This window comes from Microcoleus sp. FACHB-68 (assembly GCF_014695715.1).
GTDB lineage: Bacteria > Cyanobacteriota > Cyanobacteriia > Cyanobacteriales > Oscillatoriaceae > FACHB-68.
Window position 1 is genome coordinate 12,887 of sequence record NZ_JACJOT010000010.1, and the last position, 21,916, is coordinate 34,802.

Genomic DNA, 21,916 nt, shown 5'->3' on the forward strand with positions numbered 1-21,916 from the left:
TTCAAGAGAAGTTGGTGATTTGAGACTTTTGCAAGAAATTGGATTAATCTACAAGAGCTTCTACTTGCTGTTTCTGCTCGTTCAGATGATTTGCTTCAGAAACTTCACCGGCAGTAATAAAATCATCTTTGAACTTAACCGCCGGCAGTTGATAGCGATCTAATTGCATCCCTTGTAAACACTGATTAATTCCGCCAACGGCTTCATTATAAGTATTGACAGTTTCCTGCAATTGTGATTGATTTTTCTGATTGTGGTCGAGTTGTTCTTGGGCTTCCTTTTCTAGCGTTTTTTCGAGATGGGCGCGAGCGCGGTTGTATTGCTGTAAAATTGATTCTTCTTGCGCTTTGGCTAAGGGCAGCAAGTGAGTTTTGAATGTTTGATTGATCGTTTGGCGAAAAGCACTTTGAATGGTTTGTTTCACCTTGGGTTCAAAGTCCATTTTCAACAGCTGACGAATTGCCGGTTCTGCCTCCACCATACTCGCGCAATCATAAGCTTGAGAAGTTTGCTGCAAGACTTGACGGAACTGGTAAATTGAAAATGTGTTCTCGTCGTAAAATCGAGCGCTTTCTCGCACATAACGATCACATTCTGAACTCGCCGCCGCACGAATTGCGTGCTGTACTTGCGTTTCTAAACTTTTAAATGCTTGCTCAACACCGGCATCTGTTCCAATTAGCCGGCACATCTGCCGGTAATACTCTTGATGACGTATGCGATCCATTAAATAGACAAACCAATTGGCAATGACTTGTTGCGATTCTGCGACGAGAACTTCTTCTAATTCATTTGCCATGAAATAAAATGCCTCTACTAAAATCGCCAAAAGTGGCGCAGTAGAGTTGCGCGGATGAGTATGTGTTGCACGCCGGTAAGCTTCTTCAACAGAGAAAGTATTTAAAAGTTCATCCATGCGTGAAACCATTTTCACTTTGAGCTTGCGAAAGTCTTCCTCAAAGATTGGACACTGATTGGTAATCGTCTCATTGACTTCCTGACTGATATGTTCAATCAAAGCTGTACCAATTTGCCCTAATTCGTAATTCAGTTGCTCCAAACGCCGCGACTTTACACCCTCAATATTAATTGGTTGACTTTCCAATTCTCGGTGTTGCTCTAAATACAGCCGGCGCAAGGCGACACACACCGGCTGAAGATCGTTTGCTAGCGCTTCAAAAAGTTGAGGACGCTTTTCTTCCTTTAAATAGCGAGTGATGCCGGTGCGGAATTCTTCAATTCCACTATCGGAAATGAGCTGATCGATGAGAGGTGAACCCTGTTCATTCAGAATTCTGAAATAATTCTCATTAGGGGTTTCGTAGCTGAAAACCGCAATCTTAAATTTACTCGGAGAAAGTTTGCCAGAGTTGGCACAATAGCGGTTAAATTCGCTGATAAATTGGGGCGTTTCTTCCTGAATGCCGGTGCCTTTGACACTTTGGGCAAAAAGAGAGTTTAATCCATAACGATCTTGTTTGTTCGTTCCTTTGATTTGACTGCCATAAAATCCTAGCAAGCCACTGGTTTTATAAACCCGGCTGTTGTCTCTAAACTGGGAATTGATCAAATCATCGAGTCGCTGGCGCAATTGAGTATTGTACCAAGTTTCATCAACTCGATTGAAAACATAAAAGACACGATCCCGAATCCCAGGATTCTTTCGCATCTTTTCCAAAAGTTCTGTTTCTTCCGTTGTCATGTCTCCTTCCGATGCCGGTTTGAGTACGCACACGACGGCAGATGTTTCCGGATCTTCAATTTTGCGGTAAGTGAGTTCCGCATCCTTTTTCACCGGCGCATCAATTCCCGGCATATCAATTAACACGTTGCCATCTTGTAATAGCGGGTGATGGCAGTAATATTCGATTCGCTTTAAAACAGCACTATTGCTGCCACGACGCGCATAACCGGCAGCTTCTTTTAAATTGGAAAAGTCAAATTGCTCCATCGAAAACGTGTTACTGTGGGTTGGGTGAATGCGCTCACTGTTATCGGCATAACCCTTCAGTAACAAAACCAGTGCTTTCGCTTGTTTCGCTCGATCAGATTTACTTTCTCCACCTTCCAGCTTGATGATCGTTTCGCCTTTTTCAGTTAGCAAGTTAATCGCTTCAGGCTGTTGAAGATTGGTGTCTGCTGTTAATCCCAGACGCTGACACAAAGCATCTGCCTGCTCTTTAATTTCTGTCTGACTTAAAAAGGTGAGAACGACTCGTTCTTTGTCGGCTTCTGCATATTCAATATAACATTCGGTGCCGGTGGCGTGTCCTTCGGCGCTGTAGAGCAATTCTCTCTCTAGCAAAGCGTTGATCAGCATCGATTTGCCGGCACTAAATGCGCCGGCGAAGACGATTTCAAATTTAGGAGAAATTGCTTTTTTCAGGGACGCCTGAACTCCGGTGATATCTTGCATCCGTAAGGACGGTTCTTGATTCAACAAATGCAGTAGACTATCAACCTGAGCTTGGAGATTTTCGCACTGAGGTAACAGTTGAGTCATATTTGTCCAGAGAGTGAAGAGGAACCAACGAGAGACAGATCGAATCTGAATTCTTTAATAGGTTGCCCAAAATTTGCCTGTCTCTACCCAGGAGTATGAACCAGGTTGAGAAAATTTCTGAAAAAATACAAAGTTACAAGTTTCTCTAAATTTTACGAAAAATTTGTAAGATTTAAATCTAATTCTATAAAAATAAATAGAACGTGCTAGAATTACTTTTCAATATTTATTCAGTTAAAAAATAAGAGCAAAACAATTAACTCGAATGCTGAAACTTGTCAAGCCGGCTTAGCAATAACGTCATTGAGCTTTGCAGTACCTTGTGCTGACGTTCATAGTTCGGAAAAACATTTAGCCACGTCTTGAGAGAGCGATGCTCAATTAATTAGGCAACCACCGGCATTCAGCCGAAAATTATGAAAGCCCTTCGCTAATTAACTGTTAAAATATGATTAAACTTAGGTTGTATAATTTTGTAAAGATAAATTCGGTAACTGCCTTATGACTGCGGTACTTTCAGCAGCTATTCACGCAATGGCCACTTCACCAACGGTAGCTCCCGATAAAGCCAGTCAAGTTACACGGCAACTCTATCCCAACTATAAAGTAATCGTGTTGAATGATGATTTCAATACGTTTCAGCACGTTGCTGAATGCTTGATGAAGTATATTCCGGGGATGACAGGCGATCAGGCTTGGGACTTGACGAACCAAATCCACTTTGAGGGCCAAGCGACGGTTTGGGTTGGCCCGCAAGAGCAAGCTGAACTTTATCACCAACAGCTCAGTCGTGCCGGCTTAACGATGGCTCCATTAGAGAAAGCCTAAAGTTAAGGAGCCGGTGAGAATTTCATCGGGTTTGTTAAGCAATCATCATCAACTGCCGGCACAAACTCAAATGAAACCGGGCGCGTCTGGTGCCGGCTCTTTTCTTTTTTCGGTTCTCTGACTGTCCCCCTTATAAGTTTTCACTTTTTGCTTTTCACTTTTTTGGGCTAGGCCGGCCCTAGACTAGGGGGGTAGTTATTTGGTTTAAATTGTTATGGGCAACTCTTCCAGCGCTAGATTAGTTCTCAATCATTCGACTCACATTCCCGGTTTGATCGCGATCCTGGAACGGCTGACAAAGTATGCCGATATTCAAACCATTACCCCAGGCGTCATTGGTAATGTTAAGGGTCACACCCCTCGGATGACGTTACGGGTGTCCGTTCCCATTCGTGGCGGGTTTAAGGTGCTGGCAAGACAAGGTAAGACGGTTCAAGAAGTCTTTGTCATCACCAGCTTGAGCCAGAATGAGCTGGAAGAGATAATTGCCTTGTTATTAAAGAAATAAGTCAAGCTTGCTGATTAAGGCAATACATTTAAAGACTAAAGCGTTTGCCTTCTGATACATAAGCCTAAAAGTAGCGCCGTGTAACCCGTCGCTATCTCGCAGCCACACTCCTTATACAATCAGGTTTTTAGAAATAAAATACAGGCGGTATCCAGTTCTTTTGCCGGCCTGACAAAATTTGCTGAAAACCTTAGAGATAAGGAGTTTTACGCTTTGCGCGTTTGCCGGGACAATCTCGCCACTTTTAGGCCAAACAGAGATCCAGGAATGTCATCGCTCATTTCTGGATTTACTGCAATTCGGTCTATTTGTAAATATCGTGTTATATTAGTTAACATAAGTTTACAAGAGGGCACAAACCCATGCGCTACACCGATAAACAAGGGAACACCCTCAACCTAGATGAATGTATGACTGCCGACAGCTTCTTTATGGAGGCTGATACATACATCGACGAACCGTTAGAAATGCACTTCGATCAAACAGGTGAATTAAAAGCAGGAAAGAAAGGGAAGCAAGCCGCAGCACCCCTTCGCAGTAATGGCAGAGAACTAATCCCCGCAGAAGCCCAAGCCTATAAACGTAGCAATGCCACTCAATTGCTTGAGGTGCCGGTAGGACGCACCGTAGATAACGAGGGACTTAACAATAACTACGCAATGCAGCCGGCTATTACCTTGGCAGAGTATCCTTCACCAGAACAGCAGAAGGGTTATGCCTTTCAAGGCGCAATTGCTATCGTGTTCGTTGCCTTAACGCTATTGACTGTATTTGTTGTTAGCTAGGGATAACAATAGCTAGATATTTCGCTTTAAACCCAGATATCTAGCTAGCATTGACCCTCTATTTTTCGCCCAAATTGGGCACAGGAGCCAGCCATGAATCAGCCTATCAAATTATCTTTAGAACAAGAATTTACCATCCGTAGCTTTGCCGACCAAGTGCAGCAAATGTCTCGTGAACAAGCCCAGGATTTTTTGCTGATGCTGCATAAGCAGATGATCATGCAGGAAACGATGTACCGGGAATTTCTGAAGCACGAGTGGAATATCGATGCCGGCGCTAGTTCTATCTAAAGCGGGTTAGCAAGGATTCAAGCACTTGGCAGTTACGAAATACAGCCGCAACAGTCAATTTGCCAAAGCTCCCCTGAGAGCCGGTAAAATAATCTTCAAAATATAAAAAAGCTTTGTTGCAATCCTTGTATTAGCGGCGAGCTTTTTTTTATGTTAAGCTGCCGATCCCTAACATCATGTCGCCATTTTATCTGCTAGCTATCAAAATTTATCTGACTATTATTTATAAATTAATTTTTCCTTAATCTAAAAAACGCTTTTAATGTTATGTGTAATATAAATGAGCTATTTGCTGAGAGCAACTCAACAAAATATATCTATGCCTAATAGTAGATATTCTTCGTTTCAAAAAGGTTTATAGTTGAAAACAGAAGACACAAAACTAGGTGAACAACTTGGCTAATATCGTAGAAACTGCCATCAATGCTGGCTCATTCAACACCCTAGTTACTGCAATCAAAGCGGCTGATTTGGTAGACACTTTAAAAGGCGCTGGTCCCTTCACAGTTTTTGCGCCGACTGATGAAGCTTTTGCTAAGCTTCCCGAAGGTACAGTAGAAGGATTGCTTAAGGATATCCCAACGCTTAAGAAAATCCTGACCTACCATGTCGTTTCAGGCAAGGTAATGGCATCTGACGTGGTTAAGCTGGATTCAGCAACCACAGTTCAAGGTTCAGACGTGAAAATTGACGCTTCCAATGGCGGCGTCAAGGTCAATGATGCCACCGTTGCAACAGCAGATGTTGCTGCTGATAATGGTGTCATCCACATCATTGACACAGTTTTGATGCCGGCGTAACCAGCGCTTAGGTAGTGAATGCTATCTGTGGGGCAGCGATTATTTATAGTCGCTGCCCCATAACTGTTTTAAGGAACAATTTAGGCGCAAAACTTTATCAGATTTCGTAGTCAACCACGGCGCGTTCGCTAACTATTTTGCCGATAAATTCTTTGCATTTTTCGTGTTCTGGATGTTTCTGATAAGTATTCAGCGCATCGAAACTGGCAAAGGCTGAATACAGTGCCACATCGTACGCTGCCGGTGATTCAATGCCATTCATCCCCACTTCAAGATGCTCAATTTCTGGGATAACTGCTGGGAGCGCTTCTAGCATTTCCTTCATCTTGCCGGCATTTTCGTCTTTAGAAGCGCCTTCTGCGGTATCTTTTAACCGCCACATGACAATATGCTTGATCATTCAATCTTCCTATTGAAAAAACGACATTAAATTTCTTGGGTTCCACAAAACGAGGCTAGGCAGTGAGAGTCTGAGTTGCCAGCACAGCACGGGCGCGAACCACCAACTCTGCATCTGCTTGCGCCATTTGCTGCAACTGCGCCAGAAGTTGAGAAAACCAAGCGGGACGATCTGCCGGCACCGCACTCGCCAATCCTTGCAATCCCACGATGCCGGCGTAGCGCACCACCCATTCTGGATCTTCACAAACTTTGGTTAATGTGTTGTAAGCCCGCTCTTGATCGTTACAAACCTGCTCGCTTGACAGCCCAACCCACTGCAGATTGCCCAACCCTCTAGCAGCCGCGCGGCGCACGCTCAAGGCAAAATCAGTTTCAGCCGCCGAGATCAGTAAATCGATGCCACGCGGATCACCGATGCCGGCTAATGCGCGAACCGCCCAAGCTCTCGCACCGTAGTTATAGCTATCAAGCTGATCTAAAATAGGCTGCACTGCCGGCTCCCCAATTAAAATTAGCCCATCCACCGCTGCAACTGCCGCACCAGGGTTGTTGTAGCGTAAAACCTGGATCAAACTAGGAATCGCTGCCGGTGAGTTTTCAGCCGCCAACGCCTTGACTGCGTTTAACAAGCCATCAGCAGAATCCGCCTCATCAACGGCTTGAATCAATTTTTGAATGCTTTCATCCTTGGTCATAATTACATCACTAAACATTAAACCTCTTGCAAAAACCTCCAAACATCAAACTCTATGGCACATTAACCATTAACCCATCTGTGTCCATCTGTGTCCATCTGTGGTTAAAAATCAAAACCTAAGACTTTGCAAGAAGCCTGACGTACAGATTATCAATATTTTTTATCACTTAAGATTGCCGGCATTTCATCACAAAAGCGAATCCATTACCGCCATAACTTGAATCGCATGATCAGACAGCGAAGGAGGTTGTGTCGGGTTACTCCCTAGCTGATGTTCTAAAATTCCTTTAAGGGCAATCAACTTAAGACTATTTTCTGCCAAAGTTTCCGCAATCGCCTCGGCTGCCGGTAAATAGCCAATCGCACCCAAATCCATCAAAGCCGACCGGCGCAATTGCAACTCATCGCCGCGTAAAGCTTGAATCAGGCGTTCTGCATAAATTGATTGGCCTGTGAGCTGGTACATCGCTCGTGCTGTGGAGTATTGCACCCGCTTAACCGGATGTTCGAGGAAAGGCTGAATCAGGGAAATCGCCTCCGTAGCGTGGAGGGTTCCTAGCGCTTCGATGACTGCATTGTAGGGTTGGGCGAGATGGGGTTTTCCCGGAACCCGCACAGCCGCTTCCACACCGCCGGCTAGCATTTGCATCAACACCGGCACACTCGCCGTCGCGTTGAGCATTTCCAACGACTGGGCAGCAGCTTCTCGAACGTAGTAGTCTGAACTGTCTAAACACCAAATCAGCGCCGGCACTGAACGCTGGTCTCCCAGTTTGCCCAGTGCCCGCGCTGCATTGCGTCTCAGGGGATATCCCCCATCGTCTGTGCGGTCAGATTCATCTTCCAAAGCCGCCAGCAAAGCGTCAACTGCCGCCGGTTCTCGAACTCTGAATCTGCCAAGCCACCAAGCTGCATAGTAGCGCAGACCCAGGTCATCACCCCGCAGATTTGCGATTGCTTGCTCTGCGGTTAAAGATTCGCCACCATTTTCAGGTGCGGGTGGTGCCGGTTCAAAATAATCCTGCATGGGTCTGGTACTTGTCAGATGGCTTACTTAGCTATCGTGCTCCGATTTGCCTTCACCTTCGTGGTGATGCTCGGAAGCAGCGTCATGGTGATGCTCCGATGCACCCTCATGGTGATGCTCCGATGCAGTTTTCCTGCTCTTCTCGAATTCTGCATTACCTTCAGCGGTCATCGGGTAAATGTTGACAATTTTGCCACCCATGCGAAGGATTCGCTGCATTTCTTCATTCATCCGGTTGTAAGGCACTGTGATAAACACACTGCCACTTTGGCGAATGGGGTAGTTTGTTCTGTCACTTTCTTCGCTTTGAGCTAAACCAGTGACTTCGTACCGAAAGAGCCGGCTACCAGAAGAGCTGTTTGCCGCTCTCCCATAAGCTAATTGACCAAGCATATTCTTGCGATCTCCTAAAGATGAAAGTCTTACACTAACTTTGAACTTTGAATTTTTGACTCTTCAAAATTCAAAACGATCTTAGGCTGGCGTAATGCTGGCAATTTTACCGCCCTGGCGCTGAATTTGCTGCAGTTTGTTCGATAACTGCTCGTAAGGCACGATAAAGCTGGTGCTGCTGCGACGCACGCTAGGATAGCCGGGATTGCGAACGCCGGTTACTTCAATCCGGTAAACTTTACCCGTTTGACCAAACCCTAAAGAGCCACCCAAACTGGTAGTAGGAGTGGAATCTTGAGATGTGCGATATGCCCAGCCTTCAGAACCACCTGAAGGAGCGACAACGGCGGATGAGCGATTTTGACCGAGTTCGCGAGCCAGACGGGAGTTATTGCCTTCCACCTGAGAGCGATCACTGTTGGCATAACCGCGATACAGCCGGAACATCCGGGTGAAGCCTACGGTTTTTTGACTGCGTTGGGTTTCAAAACCGCGATAGTAAGGCACGATATTTTCGCCAAAGCTCTCTTGATACTCCGGAGAATCGATGTAAGAATCGATTTCGGCATCAAACCCTTGGTTTTCGTAGATGTCCAGGTGGAAAATCACCTCAGACTCATCATACGGAGCGCGACCCAACAGGTGTTTATAGTTCAGTTCAATGACGCGCGTCTGGAAATTGTTGTAAAGAAACTTCGATTTGTAAAGCTCCGATTTTGCAACACAGCGCACGAATTCTCGCACGGTGATGCTGCCATTTTTCAAAAGGGATTCTGCACTGGTGAGTCGTTCTGACTTCATCAGATAGTCGTTGCCCAAAACCTGACGGTAGACGGCACGAATCACGCTCTCAACATCTTGCAGGCTCCAATCTCTCCGCAATTCAACTGGCGATGCTTCGCTAAAAGCTGATGTTCCCAAGCGGGATGCTGCTGCTGTAATAGCCATTTAAAATTCTCCCAACTAACAACAAGCGTTTTCAGCCAAACCTTGTGCAATCGCTTTCAGCTTTCATGAGTTTTTAGATCCGATCCCAAATCTAAAATTCTCAATCTTGTTGCTGATCGCTGATTTTAAGGTCTATATAAACGAAGATGCCCGGACGGGTAAACAACCACTAGCCTGTTGCTAGCCCCTGCCTACCTATCCGGACATCTCTTACCGGACTACGCAATCGTAAAGACGCTATAGAGCGTATCTTTCTTAGCTCAGGGCGTTGATGGCGTAGTCAAGGTAGGTGTTAGCTTCGGTGGCGGCTTGTCCGTTCAGACCGTGATTGCTCTTGATGTGCTTCAGCGCTTCGATGTACCAGCTAGGGGACAGTTCAAAGGTGGTGTTGATTTCATCTAAACCAGCAATCAGGAACTCATCCATTGGGCCGGTGCCACCAGCAACCAAGCAGTAGGTGACCATACGCAGGTAGTAACCGATGTCGCGAGAGCACTTGTCTTTACCGCGCTGATCGGCTGCGTACTGATTGCCTTGCATTTGGGTGGTGTAAGGGAATTTGTTGTACACCGCTTGGGCTGCACCATTGATCAGGTTTTGAGAATTGCTGGTCAAAGTACGAGCGGCTTCCATGCTGGCAGCTGCGCGGCGGTAGCGACCGTCTACGGCTTGCAATTCGGTGTTGCTGAGGAAACGGCCTTGGGTATCGGCGGTTGCAATTGCTTCAGTAATGGGGGTTTTCATCGTTTGAGTCTCTCCCGAATGGTTTTGCTACAAAGTTTTCGTCGAAATGTGAGAACTTGCTGAAGGATATCAGCGGGTTTAGCCTACTGCACCGGCGGCGCGATCAAAGTAGCTGGCTAGTTCAGACATTAAGGCGCTGCAATCGCCTTGGGTAACGCCGTTGGGGTCGTTGGCAATCTTGACAGCAGCTTCCTTCATTTTTTGGACGCCGTTGGCAACGGAACCACCGGGCACGCCTAGAGCTTGGTAGGTTTCGCGCAGACCATTCAGGCAGCGATCATCGAGAACGCTGGCATCACCGGCAATCATTGCATAGGTGACGTAGCGCAGGATGATTTCCATATCGCGCAAGCAAGCAGCCATACGACGGTTGGTGTAGGCGTTTCCACCGGGTTGGATCAGCTGAGGCTGTTCTGCAAACAGAGAACGAGCGGCATTGGCAACGATGGTGGAAGCGTTGCTGGTGATCCGGTTGACGGTATCCAAGCGCTTGCTGCCTTCTTTGACGATGTTGCTCAAAGCATCGAGTTGAGCGGTGCTGAGGAATTCACCCCGGGCATCAGCTTGGGCAACTACTTTGGAAAATGCATCTAGCATGAACTCTGTCTCCTATCTTGGTTTAGTTGGATCTGCATTCAAATTGTGCATCTGAGCCAGTTGAAGCTACTGGAGCTGCCGTAATGGCTCGCTATAAACAACAGCAACAACTTCGGCTTTCGTTGCTCTTAAATGTTGAGTGTTACACACTTTCTGTAACTTTACACCAACATTTCAACAATTTGAGAAAACTTTACAGTTTTTTTTGACACTTTCTTTTCCTTGTTCAGGATTAGAAATTTCGAGAGGAATTTCGCTGCTTTTGTCACTTGACATAAAGCATCTTATCCCCCAAGACGGTGCCAATTGCCTTTCTATCCTCCCTCCATTAAGGAGTTTGGAAATCTTGGAAATCATCCCTTCGTCTTGATACTAATTCACTCGCCTTTCCGTTTCTTCCTGACTCCTGACTTATGCTTAGAGCGTAATAGCAAAAGCGCTTGTACTGACTCCAGCATTTTGCCGGTGGCCTGGATGAGTTAACGTGCGATTGCTCGTCTGTTATCTCACTTTAACGGATAAGGGTCATCGTGTCTCAGACCAACTCTTTAAGACTTTACCAAGTTTTATGAGAAATTGGAAAACTTTGGTAAATCCTTTTTTTCGGGCTGTTGCCTGCGCTCCATACCCTTCAGGTTATTTTTATACAACGCCCTCGCGCCTTTTATTATTAAAATTTGTTAAGAAATTTTATTTTTAACCATTTCTTAACCTTGGTTGCAACTGTATAAGTAATTGTGCCCATGAAGAGTGAAGGCGGTTCTTAACCTTGGTTGCAACTGTATAAGTAATTGTGCCCATGAAGAGTGAAGGCGGGATCTCTTAGCGCATGAGCGATTTCTTGTGTGTTAGCCCATTTCAGCAGATTTACCCCCAAGTCGAATCAGCGGATGGGGAGGTTATCCAGTGTTCGCGTCGTTATAGTCAAAGCACTTCAACATTCCCCGACAGGATATTTTTCAGCGTGCTCAAGCAGATTTCGGTTTGTCAGCTGGCTTGCCGGCATCGGCTGTCCAGTTTCAAGAACGCCAAACCGGCCAGATTCAGGGAGATTTGCAGTTGCATTGTTACAAAAACGAAATATTTAACCGGCAACCCGATGCACTCCAGACGACAAACAACAGATTGCCGGTGTTAATTGTTCCTGTGTTCATAAATTAAGAGGTTCTGCTACAGCGATGTAATGCTGTCGGCTCTCCAATAACTTAGAAATTAAGAATGCTTTGACTGGTTGCCCCACTCATAAAAACTTTAAGCTGTGAGTGTCCCCTGGAAGCAAGAGTCGGTGAAAAAGTAAGCTTATCAGTTTTTCAGCGCAGAAATTTAAACTAAAGAGTCAGGCCGGCATTGTCGGGATCGTTCTCTTAAAGTTGGAAATTTCACATTAAATATGAAGATTAATTTAGGCATCGGAGATTTTAACTGAGCTAAGCCGATTGCATTAAATCATAAAATCGCAATCAGTGCCTATTTAATTCAAAACTTACTTAATTCCAAATTTGGTTATTATTAGCAACTGATTAAGCCTTGCCTAATTAGAGTTTCGTTTCAAAGAAAGAGTTTAAGTTAAATGAATTTATTAGCCGATTTCTTGATAGGACGTTAGTTAAAAGCCTTTGAAATTGAGTTCAATGCGGGCTTCCTTGGTGCCATTGATAATTACAATATATCAGTCATAACGGCATCAGACGTTGAAGACGTTGGAAACCCACGTCTTTTGAATAAATCTGAGAAGCAGATAAAACCTTGGCACTAACGAGTTTAAAAGAGGGCGCTTGCAAGGTGGCCGGCAACGTCAAGATGGTTCGTTAAATTAGCACTTGCATTAATAGTATTTGCAGAAATCATTGTTGACCCTAGCGTTACACATAGACTTGCCGCAAAAAAAATAGTCAAAAATTATCATCTTGCTAAAAGCCTTGGTAGCCATAAAATTAATGAGCAAGATGACCGCACAGCAATCTTTTTAGGTTCTCTGCTTGGTCACAATTTAGATAAGATTGCTGTAGATAGCATAATTTCCCTGGTTCTAGAACACGGTGATTAAGTATTGCTATTTATTTCAGCGAGATGAATCGCCGTGTTCTTTTGTGGGTAGAGTTGTTGACTCAGAAATTAACCGGCAGCACTCATCAACCGGCAGCCGCTGCGCCATTGCCGCTACCAAAGCTTCGTAAGCTGATTGATGAGATTCAATTAAAGATTTCGCTTGCAAAGATGCCCAGCGCTCTTTTAACTGTCCCTGTTGGGGAAGCCGCAGTTGAGTCAACACCGCTCTAACTTTTTGCCGGTCTTCAGCTCCTCCCTCAGCACTGCCATAGATCAGGGTTTCAGCCGCAATTCCCGCCATCCAGACGGTGCAGTAGCGATCTAGCAACTGAGCGGAAAGACGCCCTTGCTGCACTTCCAACGCCAATTCTCGATCATCAAATCGTACGCCGCCTTGGGCTGAATGTCCTTGTCTGAAGGCTTCCCAGGCATTGAGCGCGTAACCGGCAACGGGAATATCCAACAGGTAAGCAACTAAAAAATGACCGGCTTCATGACGCACAATGCGTTCACGATGCTCACCAGAGGCACCGGCAAGCCAATCTACCAGCAGTGTACCGCCTTGCCCTTGCCAGCTGAGGGTATCCAAAGTAGCCAGTCCTAACAGGCAAAAAGTCGCGATCGCCGGCACTGCGGGGGAGAGATTAAATATTGGCCCTAACAAGCTGGAAAGTGTCAGGGTAAAAATTGTTATGGCAATGAGATTGAGGGAAATCTTACTCATTATTTCTTAGTGGGTAGGAACCGATATTCCAAACCGGCCCGTACAGCGATGGTAAAAATCAGTTAATTGTTAACTATTGTTAACGACTAACCTGACAATCCGCAACCTTGCGATAACCGCTCTCTGTACGGACAGATGGATTAAACTCCGCTCTCCCGCTAAATCGCTAAGCCGTCCCAACTATTTCGCGCCCTGCCCTTTGTAAAACGTTTCCAAGCTATCGGAGTCGCCCACAAAGCGCCAATGCCAAGGCTCATAACTGACACCTTGGGGATTATCTTTGGGAAATGACAGCTCAAAGCTATAGCGAGGGGCATTCGCCGAAAGCCACTTGAAAGCTTCCGTGTTTTCAAATTCGGGATTGACGTTCGTTGCCGGCACATTTGCATCCCCGATATCGATGGCGTAGCCGGTGTGATGCTCACTATAACCCGGAGGCGCACTGACTTCCGCCCGTTTGGTTGCCACTTGTCCCCGTTCCGCTTTCACCTCAAAAAACAAGTGCTGTTGATCGTCAATCGTGCGAAAGCCAGAAATTGGCACCAAGCTGATACCCTCTGCCTGAGCGGCTGCCTGCATCGCTAAAAATGCTTCGGCTGCGGCTTTACGCATTTTAATGCTGCCATCGGGCGCAACCTGCTTGAGTTCTGCTGCCGGCGCTTCCGCATAGCGCTTGTGTCCTAAAAGAATTTCTTGCTCCTCAACGCTACTCGTCGCGCCGGCATTAGGTTGGGGCTGCGTTGACTCGCTTGCCGGCGCACCTGGGGCGGTTTGTGCCAATTGCCGCGACGCCATCGATTGTGTTTCTACTAAGGCAAACCCCACACCGGCAACGAGCGTAACTGCCAATCCCACCAATCCCGCAATCAGCCATCCCCGCGAAAACCGAGACTGGGGTTTTTGCTCAGGAGTATCCCGGAAAGCAACAGGAATATCGTCTATCGGGGGTACTGAGTTGTGCAAGGGTTTTCCAGACGAACCAGCCTTATTCAAGGGAGCTACTCTCCGCACTCAATCCAACACTCAATCATTGTATATGCAGACCTATTTATCAACATCTGCGGCAACTGAATCGTGTTGGGCGTCTACACTATCCTTTACACGCTCAGTGCCACATTGCCCGTAGATCTTTGCTGATCCAATCCCAGTTTTTCCAACTTAACCGCATCTAATTTGCTTAGTGACTGATCTCAGTTATGAAGACAGATGCAGAGCCGGCAAAATCCAGGCATCCATTTGAATGAATTATTTCACTTTATCCAAGAATTTTATATTAAAATATTATGCAAGTTAAAGTATAAATGAAAAATGATTTCCAGCCTAGGAATTCAGCTACTAAACCTGTATTTTAAGTTAGCCGGTGGAGTTGCGCTGGGATTGGTTTTAGGCTGGAAACTGCCAGAAGTCGCGCCAGCTTATTTGGGCAAATTTTTATTCTGGATTGGCGTGCCGGTGGGCATTGTGGCATTTCTGCGCGGGGCCGATTTATCTGGCTCAATTTGGATAGCGCCGGCAGCCGCATGGGCCGCAATTATTCTAGGGGCAGGATTAGCGTGGGCTTGGATCGAGATAGAAAGCAAGCGCAACCCTTCAGGCTTAATGGCTTCAAAACCGGCACAGGGCACTTTTTTGCTAGCGGCAATGGTGGGAAACACCGGATATTTAGGCTATCCAGTCATCCTGGCATTAGTGGGAGATAAATACTTCGCCTGGGCGCTTTTCTACGATATGTTAGGCACCCTATTCGGTGCTTACGGATTGGGAGTAGTCCTGGCCGCTCGCTTTGGCATCGGCACTCAAAATTCCTGGCAATTAGCCCTTGTCATGCTGCAAAATCCGGCCCTGTGGGCGTTTGGTTTTGGCTTAATTGTCCGAAACGTGGCGCTGCCGATGCTAGCGGAAGAAATATTGCAAGCATTTGCCTGGGGTTCATTGGCTTTAGCCCTCGTGCACATTGGAATGCGACTAAGCCGGCTGTCTTCTTGGGGAAGCTTGCAACCGGCAGCGATTAGCCTGGGAATTAAAATGCTCATCGTGCCTTTAGTGCTGGGTGCCGGTTTACCCTTTCTGGGCATTACCGGCCCTCCGCATCTAGCGATTGTGCTGCAAATGGCCATGCCGCCGGCGTTTGCCACCCTCGTACTTGCAGAAGCTTACAATCTCGACCGCGATTTAGCGGTTACCGCCGTGGCAGCCGGATCGGTTGGCTTTTTGCTGATCTTGCCGGTGTGGTTGTGGATTTTTGGCCTTTAGTAATTTTCTCGTTCCCAGGCAATTTCCTGAGAAGAAGAATAAGTGGCAGCAAGTTCAGCCGGTGTCATTTGTTCGTAGGGTTCAAAAGGCTGGTGAATCCAGGGATTGTCTGGCAAGTAATCCACATAGTAATCGGGCGCAATAATGGAAGAGGCTTTGTACCAGAGAACAGCCGTGCGAATTTCCTCGATATCCGCCCCATAATGAGACGATAGCCAGTTAAGTGTCTGCTGAAGCGAGATGCCGGAATCTGCCAAGTCATCCACTAAGAGAATATGACTGCCCAGCTTGCCGGTGGTCATTGTCAGGTGGGTTGAGAAAGAAATTTCTCCGCGAACTTGACCACCGGCACCCCCATAAGAAGAAACCGATAAAATCGCCAAGGGCAGGTCGTAAATCCGCGAGAGGGTATCGCCCACGCGCAACCCACCTCTAGCAATGCAGACAATTTGGTTGAACTGCCAATGGGACAGGTAAATTTTGGCAGCGAGGCGCTCAATTTTTTGATGGTACTCAGACCAGGAAATATAAAGATCAGACATAGATAGCATGATGAACGCAGGGATCAGCAGAATAATACAACTGCCGGCAGATGCGAAATGTTGCGCCGCGACATAAGGCACAATAACAGAACGATGAAACGCCTTTCTTCATCACAGATGCTTGGCAACCGCGAGGGCTGATTTTACTTCGTTACAAACTGACATGACTAACACTTCCCCTTCTGCTGATTCCCCTATTTCACCTGAGTCTGAAAAGCTCAACTTTAGCACCAAACTGGCCTACGGGGCAGGGGATATGGGGACGGCAATCACAGCAATGCTTTTGATTTCTTTTTTGTCACCCTTCCTCACCGATGTGGCCGGGTTAGCCCCCGGCTTAGCCGGCAAAACCCAGCTGGTTGGTAAGGTTTGGGATGCCGTCAATGACCCATTAGTGGGGGTGCTGAGTGATCGCACCCAAAGCCGGTGGGGACGCCGCTATCCCTGGATGATCTGGGGGGCAGTTCCGTTTGGAGTCTTCTTTTTTTTGCAGTGGGTTGTCCCCCGCTTTAGCAATACCGAAAGTATTAATCAGTGGGGTCTGTTTTTCTACTACACGATTATCTCGATTTTATTTAATACCTTCTATACAGTTGTCAATTTACCTTACACTGCTCTAACTCCCGAACTCACCCAAGATTACAACGAACGCACCAGCCTCAACAGCTTTCGATTTACCTTTTCCATTGGCGGCAGCATTCTGTCTTTATTGCTGGCTTTAGTGATTGCACAGCTCATTCCCAATGACCGAGGACAGCAGTTTTTGGTATTAGGAGGGATTTGTGCAATTTTCTCTGTACTGCCTTTATATTGGTGTGTTTGGGGAACACGCAAACGTGCCGCTGCAGTGGCCGCAAAACACCCGGAAACCGAGCAACCTGTGTCTTTGCCGGTGTTACAACAGCTAAAGCTAATTTTGAACAACCGGCCTTTTTTGTTTGTGGTCGGAATTTATTTGTTTTCTTGGTTAGCTGTGCAGGTGACGGCTGGAATCATTCCCTACTTTGTGGGAAGTTTGATGCGCCTGGGACAGACGGAAATTAATTTAGTGCTGCTATTGGTGCAGGGAACTGCTTTAAGTATGCTGTTTGTTTGGGGTGCGATCAGCAAGCGCGTGGGCAAAAAAGCCGTTTACTTTATGGGGATGAGTGTCTGGATTTTGGCACAGGCAGGACTGTTTTTCCTGCAACCCGGTCAAGTCGGGTTAATGTACTTTTTGGCAGCGATGGCCGGCTTAGGGGTGTCCACAGCTTATCTAATTCCCTGGTCGATGCTTCCCGATGTAATTGAATTGGATGAACTGAGAACGGGACAGCGTCGCGAGGGCATTTTTTATAGCTTTATGGTGTTTCTGCAAAAAATTTGTTTAGGACTTGCGGTGTGGTTGATGTTAGAAAGTCTAGGTTGGGCCGGCTATATTAAGCCCACTGCCGCAATCCCGCTGCCCGATCAATCGGATGCTGTAGATATGGTGATTCGCATTGCGATTGGCCCTTTGCCAACACTGGCTTTGATTGTCGGTTTGGTACTGGCTTATTTTTATCCGATTACCCGTGAAGTCCACGCTGAAATTTTACTGCAACTTCAGGAACGCCGAGCGGAACGAGGAACTAGAGATTAGGGAGGGGAGAGTTGCAATTTGCCGCACTTTACACGCAGTTTTCAGGGTTCATTCTTCTCTTTATAAATGGGTGGGGAGGGCAACCGTGAAAGCTGTCCAACCGGCATCACTTTCAACTTGAATGCTGCCGCCTAACTGTTCGACAAGTTTGTAAACCAAAGCTAACCCCAAGCCGGTGCCGCCTTGTTCCCAGGGATCGGCGTTAGGAACTCGATAGAACTTGTCAAAGATACGCGGCAGTTCAGCTTTGGGAATTTCCGCTTGATTAACGATGGTGAACAGGCACACGGGTGCAGCGGCTGAAGGGTTAGGTGTCACAGATTCTCCCCCTCCCTCAGAGTGGCGGATGCTTAGCGCTATCTTGCCGCCGGCACTTGTGTATTTGCAGGCATTGTTGAGCAGTTCTGTGACAATCCGCCCTAAGCTAATGGGATCTGAAATAATGGGGGGGAGTTCAGGCGGATACTCAACCTCTAATATCTGCTGCCGGTTGGAGATTCTGTAATTAAAAGGGGTGAGAATCGTCGGCAACCACTCAGATAAATTTACAGCGGTTGTGTGTGATCTGTAGGCGTCCGCTTCCAGCCTTTGCAAATCTAATAAATCTTCAATCAGATCATTTTCTCGGTCGCATTCGGTTCGCAAAATCTTTAAATAGCGCTCGCGTCTATCTGGATCGCCAGCCGCTTGTAGCAGGTGAATCGCCATTTTCATATTAGCGATGGGTGAGCGTAATTCATGAGAAACGGTACTTAAAAAGTCATCTTTGAGCCGATTAAGTTTGGCGAGTTCTTCGACTTGTGCGCGGCAGGCTTGATATAGTCGGGCTTGGCGAATAGCAATGGCGCACTGATTGGCGACTTGCTGCACTAAGAGAATTTCTGTCTTGCCTAGAACGGTGCCCATTCGGTTAAATACTGCTAAGTGACCGATAACTCCTTGATCATCGGATGAGATGGGGAACAGCAGTTTTACCGGCAAATGTTTGCACAGTTCGGGTGTGCTAATATCCCCTAGTTCATGAGATTGATAGTATTCGCCGCGTAGCAGCCGGCCATAGGTATTAGGGGCGTCTGCTATGTCGATCGTACAGCCCACAGCCGATCCGAACTGAGGCTGGGTGGCTTCATAGCAAATGGTTGCTTGTGTGCGTTCAAGGTTGTAAACAGCGGCGCAGCAATAATCTGTTTTCAGGACGCTGTGAAGTGCGACGACAGCGGTTTGCAAAATCTGAGCTTCATCGAAGCTATCGCGAATTTCATCGGTGATGCGCTGAATGCCGGCGGCAAAATCAAGTGATTTTTTCAGTTGGCTAGTGCGTTTTTGAACTTGATGTTCTAGCTCGTTGCTGACGACAGTGCTAGCGTTAAAATAAGTGGGTGATTCGTAATAGTTTGTTACGGAATTGCTGTTACAAATGCTGAGTGAAGCGACTGGAATTTTCTTTTGTAACTTGAAGTTTAAAAAAGAATTTTGGTCTTTAGATTCTGGCATGAAGTCCAGAAAGCTGCCGGTTTTATCTAGCTGAAACATTAAACTTGGTATCACTTGCCGCAATGCCGTATTTTTTGTTTCCCTCTGCAATCGGGCTTCTTGCGCTTGCTTTTGCTCTGTGATATCTTCACACAACATGAGTACGATCAAGTTTCCGTCATTTCCTGGTACAGCGCGAGCGACTTGTCGCACCCACAACAGGCTGCCGTCTTTTCGCACTTTGCGAACTTCTCGGCGCGATACGGATGCCGGCTGCTGCAAACAAGTGTTCAGGTGCTGCCTCACTGCCGGTTTATCGTCTTCGTAAACAACTTTCAAGAAAGATTGCCCGATTAATTCTTCTGGAGTGTAGGCTAATTGTTCAGCTCCAAAAGCATTGACGGAAAGCACGGTTCCGCCGGCATCTAAGGTGAAATATATCGAGGGGGTTTCTTCATACAAGGCTCGGTATCGTTCTTCACTTTTTCGCAGTGCTTCTTCAGCACGTTTGCGCTCAGTAGCATCGGCGTAAATTCCGACAAAGCCGAGCAAGTTGCCGCTGCTATCTCGCAAAACGGCATCACTCACCTCTGCGACAAATTGGCTGCCGTCTTTACGCTGTGCAACCCATTCTCGCTGCGCTGAACCTGTGTTCTTAACTGTGCTGAGGGTTGCTTCGGCTTGGTGGTGGTTCACTTGCGTTGCGAACGTTTCGTTAATACTTTTGCCCATAACTTCTTCAGCCTGCCATTGATAGAGCATTTGCGCGTAACCGTTCCAGTAAACTATTTTGCCGTCTTTGTCTGTAGCGATGATGGCATGACAAACTTGGTCTAACACGGATGCTAGGAACAGAAGTTGCTCTTGCGCCTGCCGATGGTTCGCTTCTAAAGTATTAAAAATTTGTTGCAGCCCTTCAAAGGCGGCTTCGTCTCTGCAATATTCACGCAGGCGCTGAGCGCGTTCAAGTTTCATAAGTCACAATTCAGGAGTCTAGTTCATTTAAACTTTTGTGAGGGTAGATTTTTCAGTATTTGATTTTGATATAGTTAAGCTTTAATGTGTCTTGGTTTACGATTATAAGGTAAAAACCCTAAGAATTTATAAAATTTTGTGGTTGGTTTGTTTTGCCAAGTTATAATTTAGACTAGAAAATCTAAAAAATGGAATCGGACGATTCTCTACTCAATGTTGAAGCGGTAAGTTTTTGGCAGCAGCGCTATCAGGAAGGAACGGCTGGCTGGAATCTAGGACAACCGGCTCCTCCTTTTGTTAGCTTTTTAAACGCTCGTCAAGCTCCACCCCCCGGTCGCACGGCAGTTTTGGGCTGCGGGGAGGGTTACGACGCTTTGCTGTTTGCTTCTAAGGGTTTTGAAGTTGTTGGTTTTGACTTTGCTCCTTCTGCCATTGCAGCAGCAAATCAGTTGGCTGAAGCTGCCGGCATTTCTACTCAATTTTTGCAGCGAGATATCTTTGACTTGGCAGATGAGTTTGCCAGTTATTTTAATTATGTGATAGAGCATACTTGCTTCTGTGCCATTTTGCCGGGAAGACGGCCTGCTTATGTTGAGCTGGTGCGAGACTTATTGCGCCCGGATGGGGAATTGCTCGGTTTGTTTTTTACCCATTCTCGTGCCGGCGGGCCTCCTTTTGGGGTGACACCGGCACAGATTGAGGAGTATTTTGCTGCTGATTTCGAGTTGCTGTCTCTAGTGCCGGTGGCGAATTCGGTGGCGTCACGTCAAGGCGAGGAGCATTTTGGGCGCTTTCGGCGAAAGTAGGGGCGCTGGGGGACACAATAGCCAAGATTAAGAGACTTCATCCTTTAGGCTGGTGCCGCCGGCTGGAATAATTTATTTTTAAATGCTATATTCTCAAATTTTAAAAATAATCTGTAAGCTATGCATATCAGTCGTTTGAGGCTTATTGTCTTTATGCGTATTTTGCAAAACAAACGCAAATCACCAGAATGCCATAACCGGACGTTTATAATTAAAGATAAGAAGATTGTAAAGTTTTGTGAACTAAGGCGCGTATGAATCCGCTTACTTTAAAACAAATTTCCGAGCACCTAGACAGCGAAAACTCTCGTGATCGCATGATAGCGCTGGCTTCCCTGCGGCAATTCCCAGCCGATGATGCGGTGCCCTTAATTAAAAAAGTCCTTGACGATCAAAGCTTGCAAGTGCGCTCAATGGCAGTGTTTGCGCTGGGAGTCAAACAAACAGACGAGTGCTATCCGATTTTGGTGCGGTTGCTAGAAACTGATCCAGATTACGGCATTCGCGCTGATGCTGCCGGCGCTTTGGGATATCTAGAAGATGGGCGAGCGTTTGAGCCGCTGGTGCGGGCGTTTTATGAGGATACAGATTGGCTGGTGCGCTTTAGTGCGGCGGTGGCGCTGGGAAATTTGAAAGATCCTCGCGCTCATGATGTGCTGATGAAAGCGCTCGATAGTGAGGAAGTGGTGGTGCAACAAGGGGCGATCGCAGCGCTGGGTGAAATTAAATCGATAGAGTCTGTTGATCGCATTCTCCGCTTTGCTCAGTCTGAAGATTGGCTGATCCGGCAGCGTTTGGCAGAGGCGTTGGGGCATTTGCCGAGTGAGAAGAGTGTTTCGGCGCTGAAGTATTTAGCAAAGGATGCTCATTGGCAAGTGGCTGAGGCGGCGAGTATTTCTTTACAGCGTTTGGATGAGGCGGGAATTTAGGCGCGGCAGATTTAAGGATTG

Annotated in this window: 22 protein-coding genes; 10 read left to right on the forward strand and 12 right to left on the reverse strand. The window is 46.7% G+C overall.

All coding sequences use genetic code 11. The annotated features are described in order from the left end of the window. Positions 1 to 43 precede the first annotated feature (43 nt). Positions 44 to 2,503, reverse strand: a complete 2,460-nt coding sequence (locus H6F73_RS17520) for a dynamin-like GTPase family protein (RefSeq protein ID WP_190760078.1) — start codon at positions 2,501 to 2,503, stop codon at positions 44 to 46. Between the two features lie 534 nt (positions 2,504 to 3,037). Between H6F73_RS17520 and clpS the strand changes: the two genes are divergently transcribed. The 5 genes from clpS (at position 3,038) to H6F73_RS17545 (ending at position 5,715) form a co-directional block, all read left to right on the forward strand. After that, complete coding sequence (clpS, locus tag H6F73_RS17525; RefSeq protein ID WP_347239563.1) at positions 3,038 to 3,331, forward strand: ATP-dependent Clp protease adapter ClpS; 294 nt, start codon at positions 3,038 to 3,040, stop codon at positions 3,329 to 3,331. A 214-nt stretch (positions 3,332 to 3,545) separates the two neighbouring features. Next, complete coding sequence (locus tag H6F73_RS17530; protein WP_190665518.1) at positions 3,546 to 3,839, forward strand: DUF2103 domain-containing protein; 294 nt, start codon at positions 3,546 to 3,548, stop codon at positions 3,837 to 3,839. 362 nt (positions 3,840 to 4,201) lie between these two features. Then, entirely contained in the window at positions 4,202 to 4,624 is a 423-nt protein-coding gene (locus H6F73_RS27305) for a ssl1498 family light-harvesting-like protein (RefSeq protein ID WP_190760079.1), read from the forward strand. 93 nt (positions 4,625 to 4,717) lie between these two features. Next, positions 4,718 to 4,915, forward strand: coding sequence for an NblA/ycf18 family protein (locus tag H6F73_RS17540; RefSeq protein ID WP_190760080.1), 198 nt, complete (start codon positions 4,718 to 4,720; stop codon positions 4,913 to 4,915). A gap of 395 nt (positions 4,916 to 5,310) precedes the next feature. Next, positions 5,311 to 5,715 (forward strand): fasciclin domain-containing protein, encoded by a 405-nt coding sequence (locus H6F73_RS17545; RefSeq protein WP_190760106.1) that lies wholly within the window; start codon positions 5,311 to 5,313, stop codon positions 5,713 to 5,715. 97 nt (positions 5,716 to 5,812) lie between these two features. Here the strand turns inward: H6F73_RS17545 and H6F73_RS17550 are convergent, their stop codons facing one another. The 7 genes from H6F73_RS17550 to H6F73_RS17580 all read right to left on the reverse strand — a co-directional run bounded on the left by H6F73_RS17550 (position 5,813) and on the right by H6F73_RS17580 (position 10,523). Further along, entirely contained in the window at positions 5,813 to 6,115 is a 303-nt protein-coding gene (locus H6F73_RS17550) for a Dabb family protein (protein WP_190760081.1), read from the reverse strand. Between the two features lie 55 nt (positions 6,116 to 6,170). Beyond that, positions 6,171 to 6,830 (reverse strand): HEAT repeat domain-containing protein, encoded by a 660-nt coding sequence (locus H6F73_RS17555; protein ID WP_347239562.1) that lies wholly within the window; start codon positions 6,828 to 6,830, stop codon positions 6,171 to 6,173. A gap of 171 nt (positions 6,831 to 7,001) precedes the next feature. Next, complete coding sequence (locus H6F73_RS17560) at positions 7,002 to 7,841, reverse strand: HEAT repeat domain-containing protein (protein WP_190760082.1); 840 nt, start codon at positions 7,839 to 7,841, stop codon at positions 7,002 to 7,004. A 27-nt stretch (positions 7,842 to 7,868) separates the two neighbouring features. Further along, positions 7,869 to 8,234: a phycobilisome linker polypeptide gene (locus H6F73_RS17565; RefSeq protein WP_190760083.1), complete on the reverse strand. Its 366-nt coding sequence runs from the start codon at positions 8,232 to 8,234 to the stop codon at positions 7,869 to 7,871. 81 nt (positions 8,235 to 8,315) lie between these two features. Further along, positions 8,316 to 9,182, reverse strand: a complete 867-nt coding sequence (locus H6F73_RS17570; protein ID WP_190760084.1) for a phycobilisome linker polypeptide — start codon at positions 9,180 to 9,182, stop codon at positions 8,316 to 8,318. A gap of 255 nt (positions 9,183 to 9,437) precedes the next feature. Beyond that, a complete protein-coding gene (cpcA, locus tag H6F73_RS17575; RefSeq protein WP_190760085.1) occupies positions 9,438 to 9,926 on the reverse strand; it encodes a phycocyanin subunit alpha in 489 nt (162 codons plus the stop codon). A gap of 78 nt (positions 9,927 to 10,004) precedes the next feature. Continuing rightward, positions 10,005 to 10,523 (reverse strand): phycocyanin subunit beta, encoded by a 519-nt coding sequence (locus H6F73_RS17580; RefSeq protein ID WP_190760086.1) that lies wholly within the window; start codon positions 10,521 to 10,523, stop codon positions 10,005 to 10,007. A 984-nt stretch (positions 10,524 to 11,507) separates the two neighbouring features. On the opposite strand from H6F73_RS17580, the gene H6F73_RS17585 reads away from it, so the two are divergent. After that, entirely contained in the window at positions 11,508 to 11,684 is a 177-nt protein-coding gene (locus H6F73_RS17585) for a hypothetical protein (protein WP_190760087.1), read from the forward strand. Between the two features lie 901 nt (positions 11,685 to 12,585). Here H6F73_RS17585 and H6F73_RS17590 read toward each other — a convergent pair. Both H6F73_RS17590 and H6F73_RS17595 read right to left on the reverse strand, forming a co-directional pair. Beyond that, positions 12,586 to 13,296 (reverse strand): ATP-dependent Zn protease, encoded by a 711-nt coding sequence (locus H6F73_RS17590; protein ID WP_190760088.1) that lies wholly within the window; start codon positions 13,294 to 13,296, stop codon positions 12,586 to 12,588. 180 nt (positions 13,297 to 13,476) lie between these two features. Then, positions 13,477 to 14,259, reverse strand: a complete 783-nt coding sequence (locus H6F73_RS17595) for a M15 family metallopeptidase (RefSeq protein ID WP_242072531.1) — start codon at positions 14,257 to 14,259, stop codon at positions 13,477 to 13,479. Between the two features lie 345 nt (positions 14,260 to 14,604). Between H6F73_RS17595 and H6F73_RS17600 the strand changes: the two genes are divergently transcribed. After that, positions 14,605 to 15,549, forward strand: a complete 945-nt coding sequence (locus H6F73_RS17600; protein WP_190760090.1) for an AEC family transporter — start codon at positions 14,605 to 14,607, stop codon at positions 15,547 to 15,549. On the opposite strand, the gene H6F73_RS17605 is transcribed toward H6F73_RS17600, so the two are convergent. Then, on the reverse strand, positions 15,546 to 16,091 hold the full coding sequence (locus H6F73_RS17605; RefSeq protein WP_190760091.1) for a phosphoribosyltransferase family protein: 546 nt from the start codon (positions 16,089 to 16,091) through the stop codon (positions 15,546 to 15,548). The genes H6F73_RS17600 and H6F73_RS17605 overlap by 4 nt on opposite strands. Positions 16,092 to 16,254: 163 nt before the next feature. Here H6F73_RS17605 and H6F73_RS17610 point away from each other — a divergent pair, with 163 nt between their 5' ends. Continuing rightward, complete coding sequence (locus H6F73_RS17610) at positions 16,255 to 17,712, forward strand: MFS transporter (RefSeq protein ID WP_190760092.1); 1,458 nt, start codon at positions 16,255 to 16,257, stop codon at positions 17,710 to 17,712. 60 nt (positions 17,713 to 17,772) lie between these two features. On the opposite strand, the gene H6F73_RS17615 is transcribed toward H6F73_RS17610, so the two are convergent. Further along, positions 17,773 to 20,160 (reverse strand): PAS domain S-box protein, encoded by a 2,388-nt coding sequence (locus H6F73_RS17615; RefSeq protein ID WP_190760093.1) that lies wholly within the window; start codon positions 20,158 to 20,160, stop codon positions 17,773 to 17,775. A gap of 188 nt (positions 20,161 to 20,348) precedes the next feature. Between H6F73_RS17615 and H6F73_RS17620 the strand changes: the two genes are divergently transcribed. Both H6F73_RS17620 and H6F73_RS17625 read left to right on the forward strand, forming a co-directional pair. Beyond that, the gene (locus H6F73_RS17620) at positions 20,349 to 20,966 is read left to right on the forward strand and encodes a methyltransferase domain-containing protein (RefSeq protein WP_190760094.1); all 618 of its coding nucleotides are present in this window, start codon (positions 20,349 to 20,351) and stop codon (positions 20,964 to 20,966) included. A gap of 254 nt (positions 20,967 to 21,220) precedes the next feature. Next, a complete protein-coding gene (locus tag H6F73_RS17625; protein ID WP_190760095.1) occupies positions 21,221 to 21,895 on the forward strand; it encodes a HEAT repeat domain-containing protein in 675 nt (224 codons plus the stop codon). The last annotated feature ends 21 nt before the right edge of the window (positions 21,896 to 21,916 follow it).

Bases quoted from the DNA above. Each gene is read 5' to 3' on its own strand.
- H6F73_RS17620 (WP_190760094.1), top strand. From the start codon at position 20,349: ATGGAATCGGACGATTCTCTACTCAATGTTGAAGCGGTAAGTTTTTGG.
- cpcA (WP_190760085.1), bottom strand. From the start codon at position 9,926: ATGAAAACCCCCATTACTGAAGCAATTGCAACCGCCGATACCCAAGGC.
- H6F73_RS17570 (WP_190760084.1), bottom strand. From the start codon at position 9,182: ATGGCTATTACAGCAGCAGCATCCCGCTTGGGAACATCAGCTTTTAGC.
- H6F73_RS17565 (WP_190760083.1), bottom strand. From the start codon at position 8,234: ATGCTTGGTCAATTAGCTTATGGGAGAGCGGCAAACAGCTCTTCTGGT.
- H6F73_RS17540 (WP_190760080.1), top strand. From the start codon at position 4,718: ATGAATCAGCCTATCAAATTATCTTTAGAACAAGAATTTACCATCCGT.
- H6F73_RS17520 (WP_190760078.1), bottom strand. From the start codon at position 2,503: ATGACTCAACTGTTACCTCAGTGCGAAAATCTCCAAGCTCAGGTTGAT.
- H6F73_RS17550 (WP_190760081.1), bottom strand. From the start codon at position 6,115: ATGATCAAGCATATTGTCATGTGGCGGTTAAAAGATACCGCAGAAGGC.
- H6F73_RS27305 (WP_190760079.1), top strand. From the start codon at position 4,202: ATGCGCTACACCGATAAACAAGGGAACACCCTCAACCTAGATGAATGT.
- H6F73_RS17610 (WP_190760092.1), top strand. From the start codon at position 16,255: ATGACTAACACTTCCCCTTCTGCTGATTCCCCTATTTCACCTGAGTCT.
- H6F73_RS17625 (WP_190760095.1), top strand. From the start codon at position 21,221: ATGAATCCGCTTACTTTAAAACAAATTTCCGAGCACCTAGACAGCGAA.
- H6F73_RS17600 (WP_190760090.1), top strand. From the start codon at position 14,605: ATGATTTCCAGCCTAGGAATTCAGCTACTAAACCTGTATTTTAAGTTA.
- clpS (WP_347239563.1), top strand. From the start codon at position 3,038: ATGGCCACTTCACCAACGGTAGCTCCCGATAAAGCCAGTCAAGTTACA.
- H6F73_RS17530 (WP_190665518.1), top strand. From the start codon at position 3,546: ATGGGCAACTCTTCCAGCGCTAGATTAGTTCTCAATCATTCGACTCAC.
- H6F73_RS17580 (WP_190760086.1), bottom strand. From the start codon at position 10,523: ATGCTAGATGCATTTTCCAAAGTAGTTGCCCAAGCTGATGCCCGGGGT.
- H6F73_RS17590 (WP_190760088.1), bottom strand. From the start codon at position 13,296: ATGAGTAAGATTTCCCTCAATCTCATTGCCATAACAATTTTTACCCTG.
- H6F73_RS17615 (WP_190760093.1), bottom strand. From the start codon at position 20,160: ATGAAACTTGAACGCGCTCAGCGCCTGCGTGAATATTGCAGAGACGAA.
- H6F73_RS17605 (WP_190760091.1), bottom strand. From the start codon at position 16,091: ATGTCTGATCTTTATATTTCCTGGTCTGAGTACCATCAAAAAATTGAG.
- H6F73_RS17560 (WP_190760082.1), bottom strand. From the start codon at position 7,841: ATGCAGGATTATTTTGAACCGGCACCACCCGCACCTGAAAATGGTGGC.
- H6F73_RS17555 (WP_347239562.1), bottom strand. From the start codon at position 6,830: ATGTTTAGTGATGTAATTATGACCAAGGATGAAAGCATTCAAAAATTG.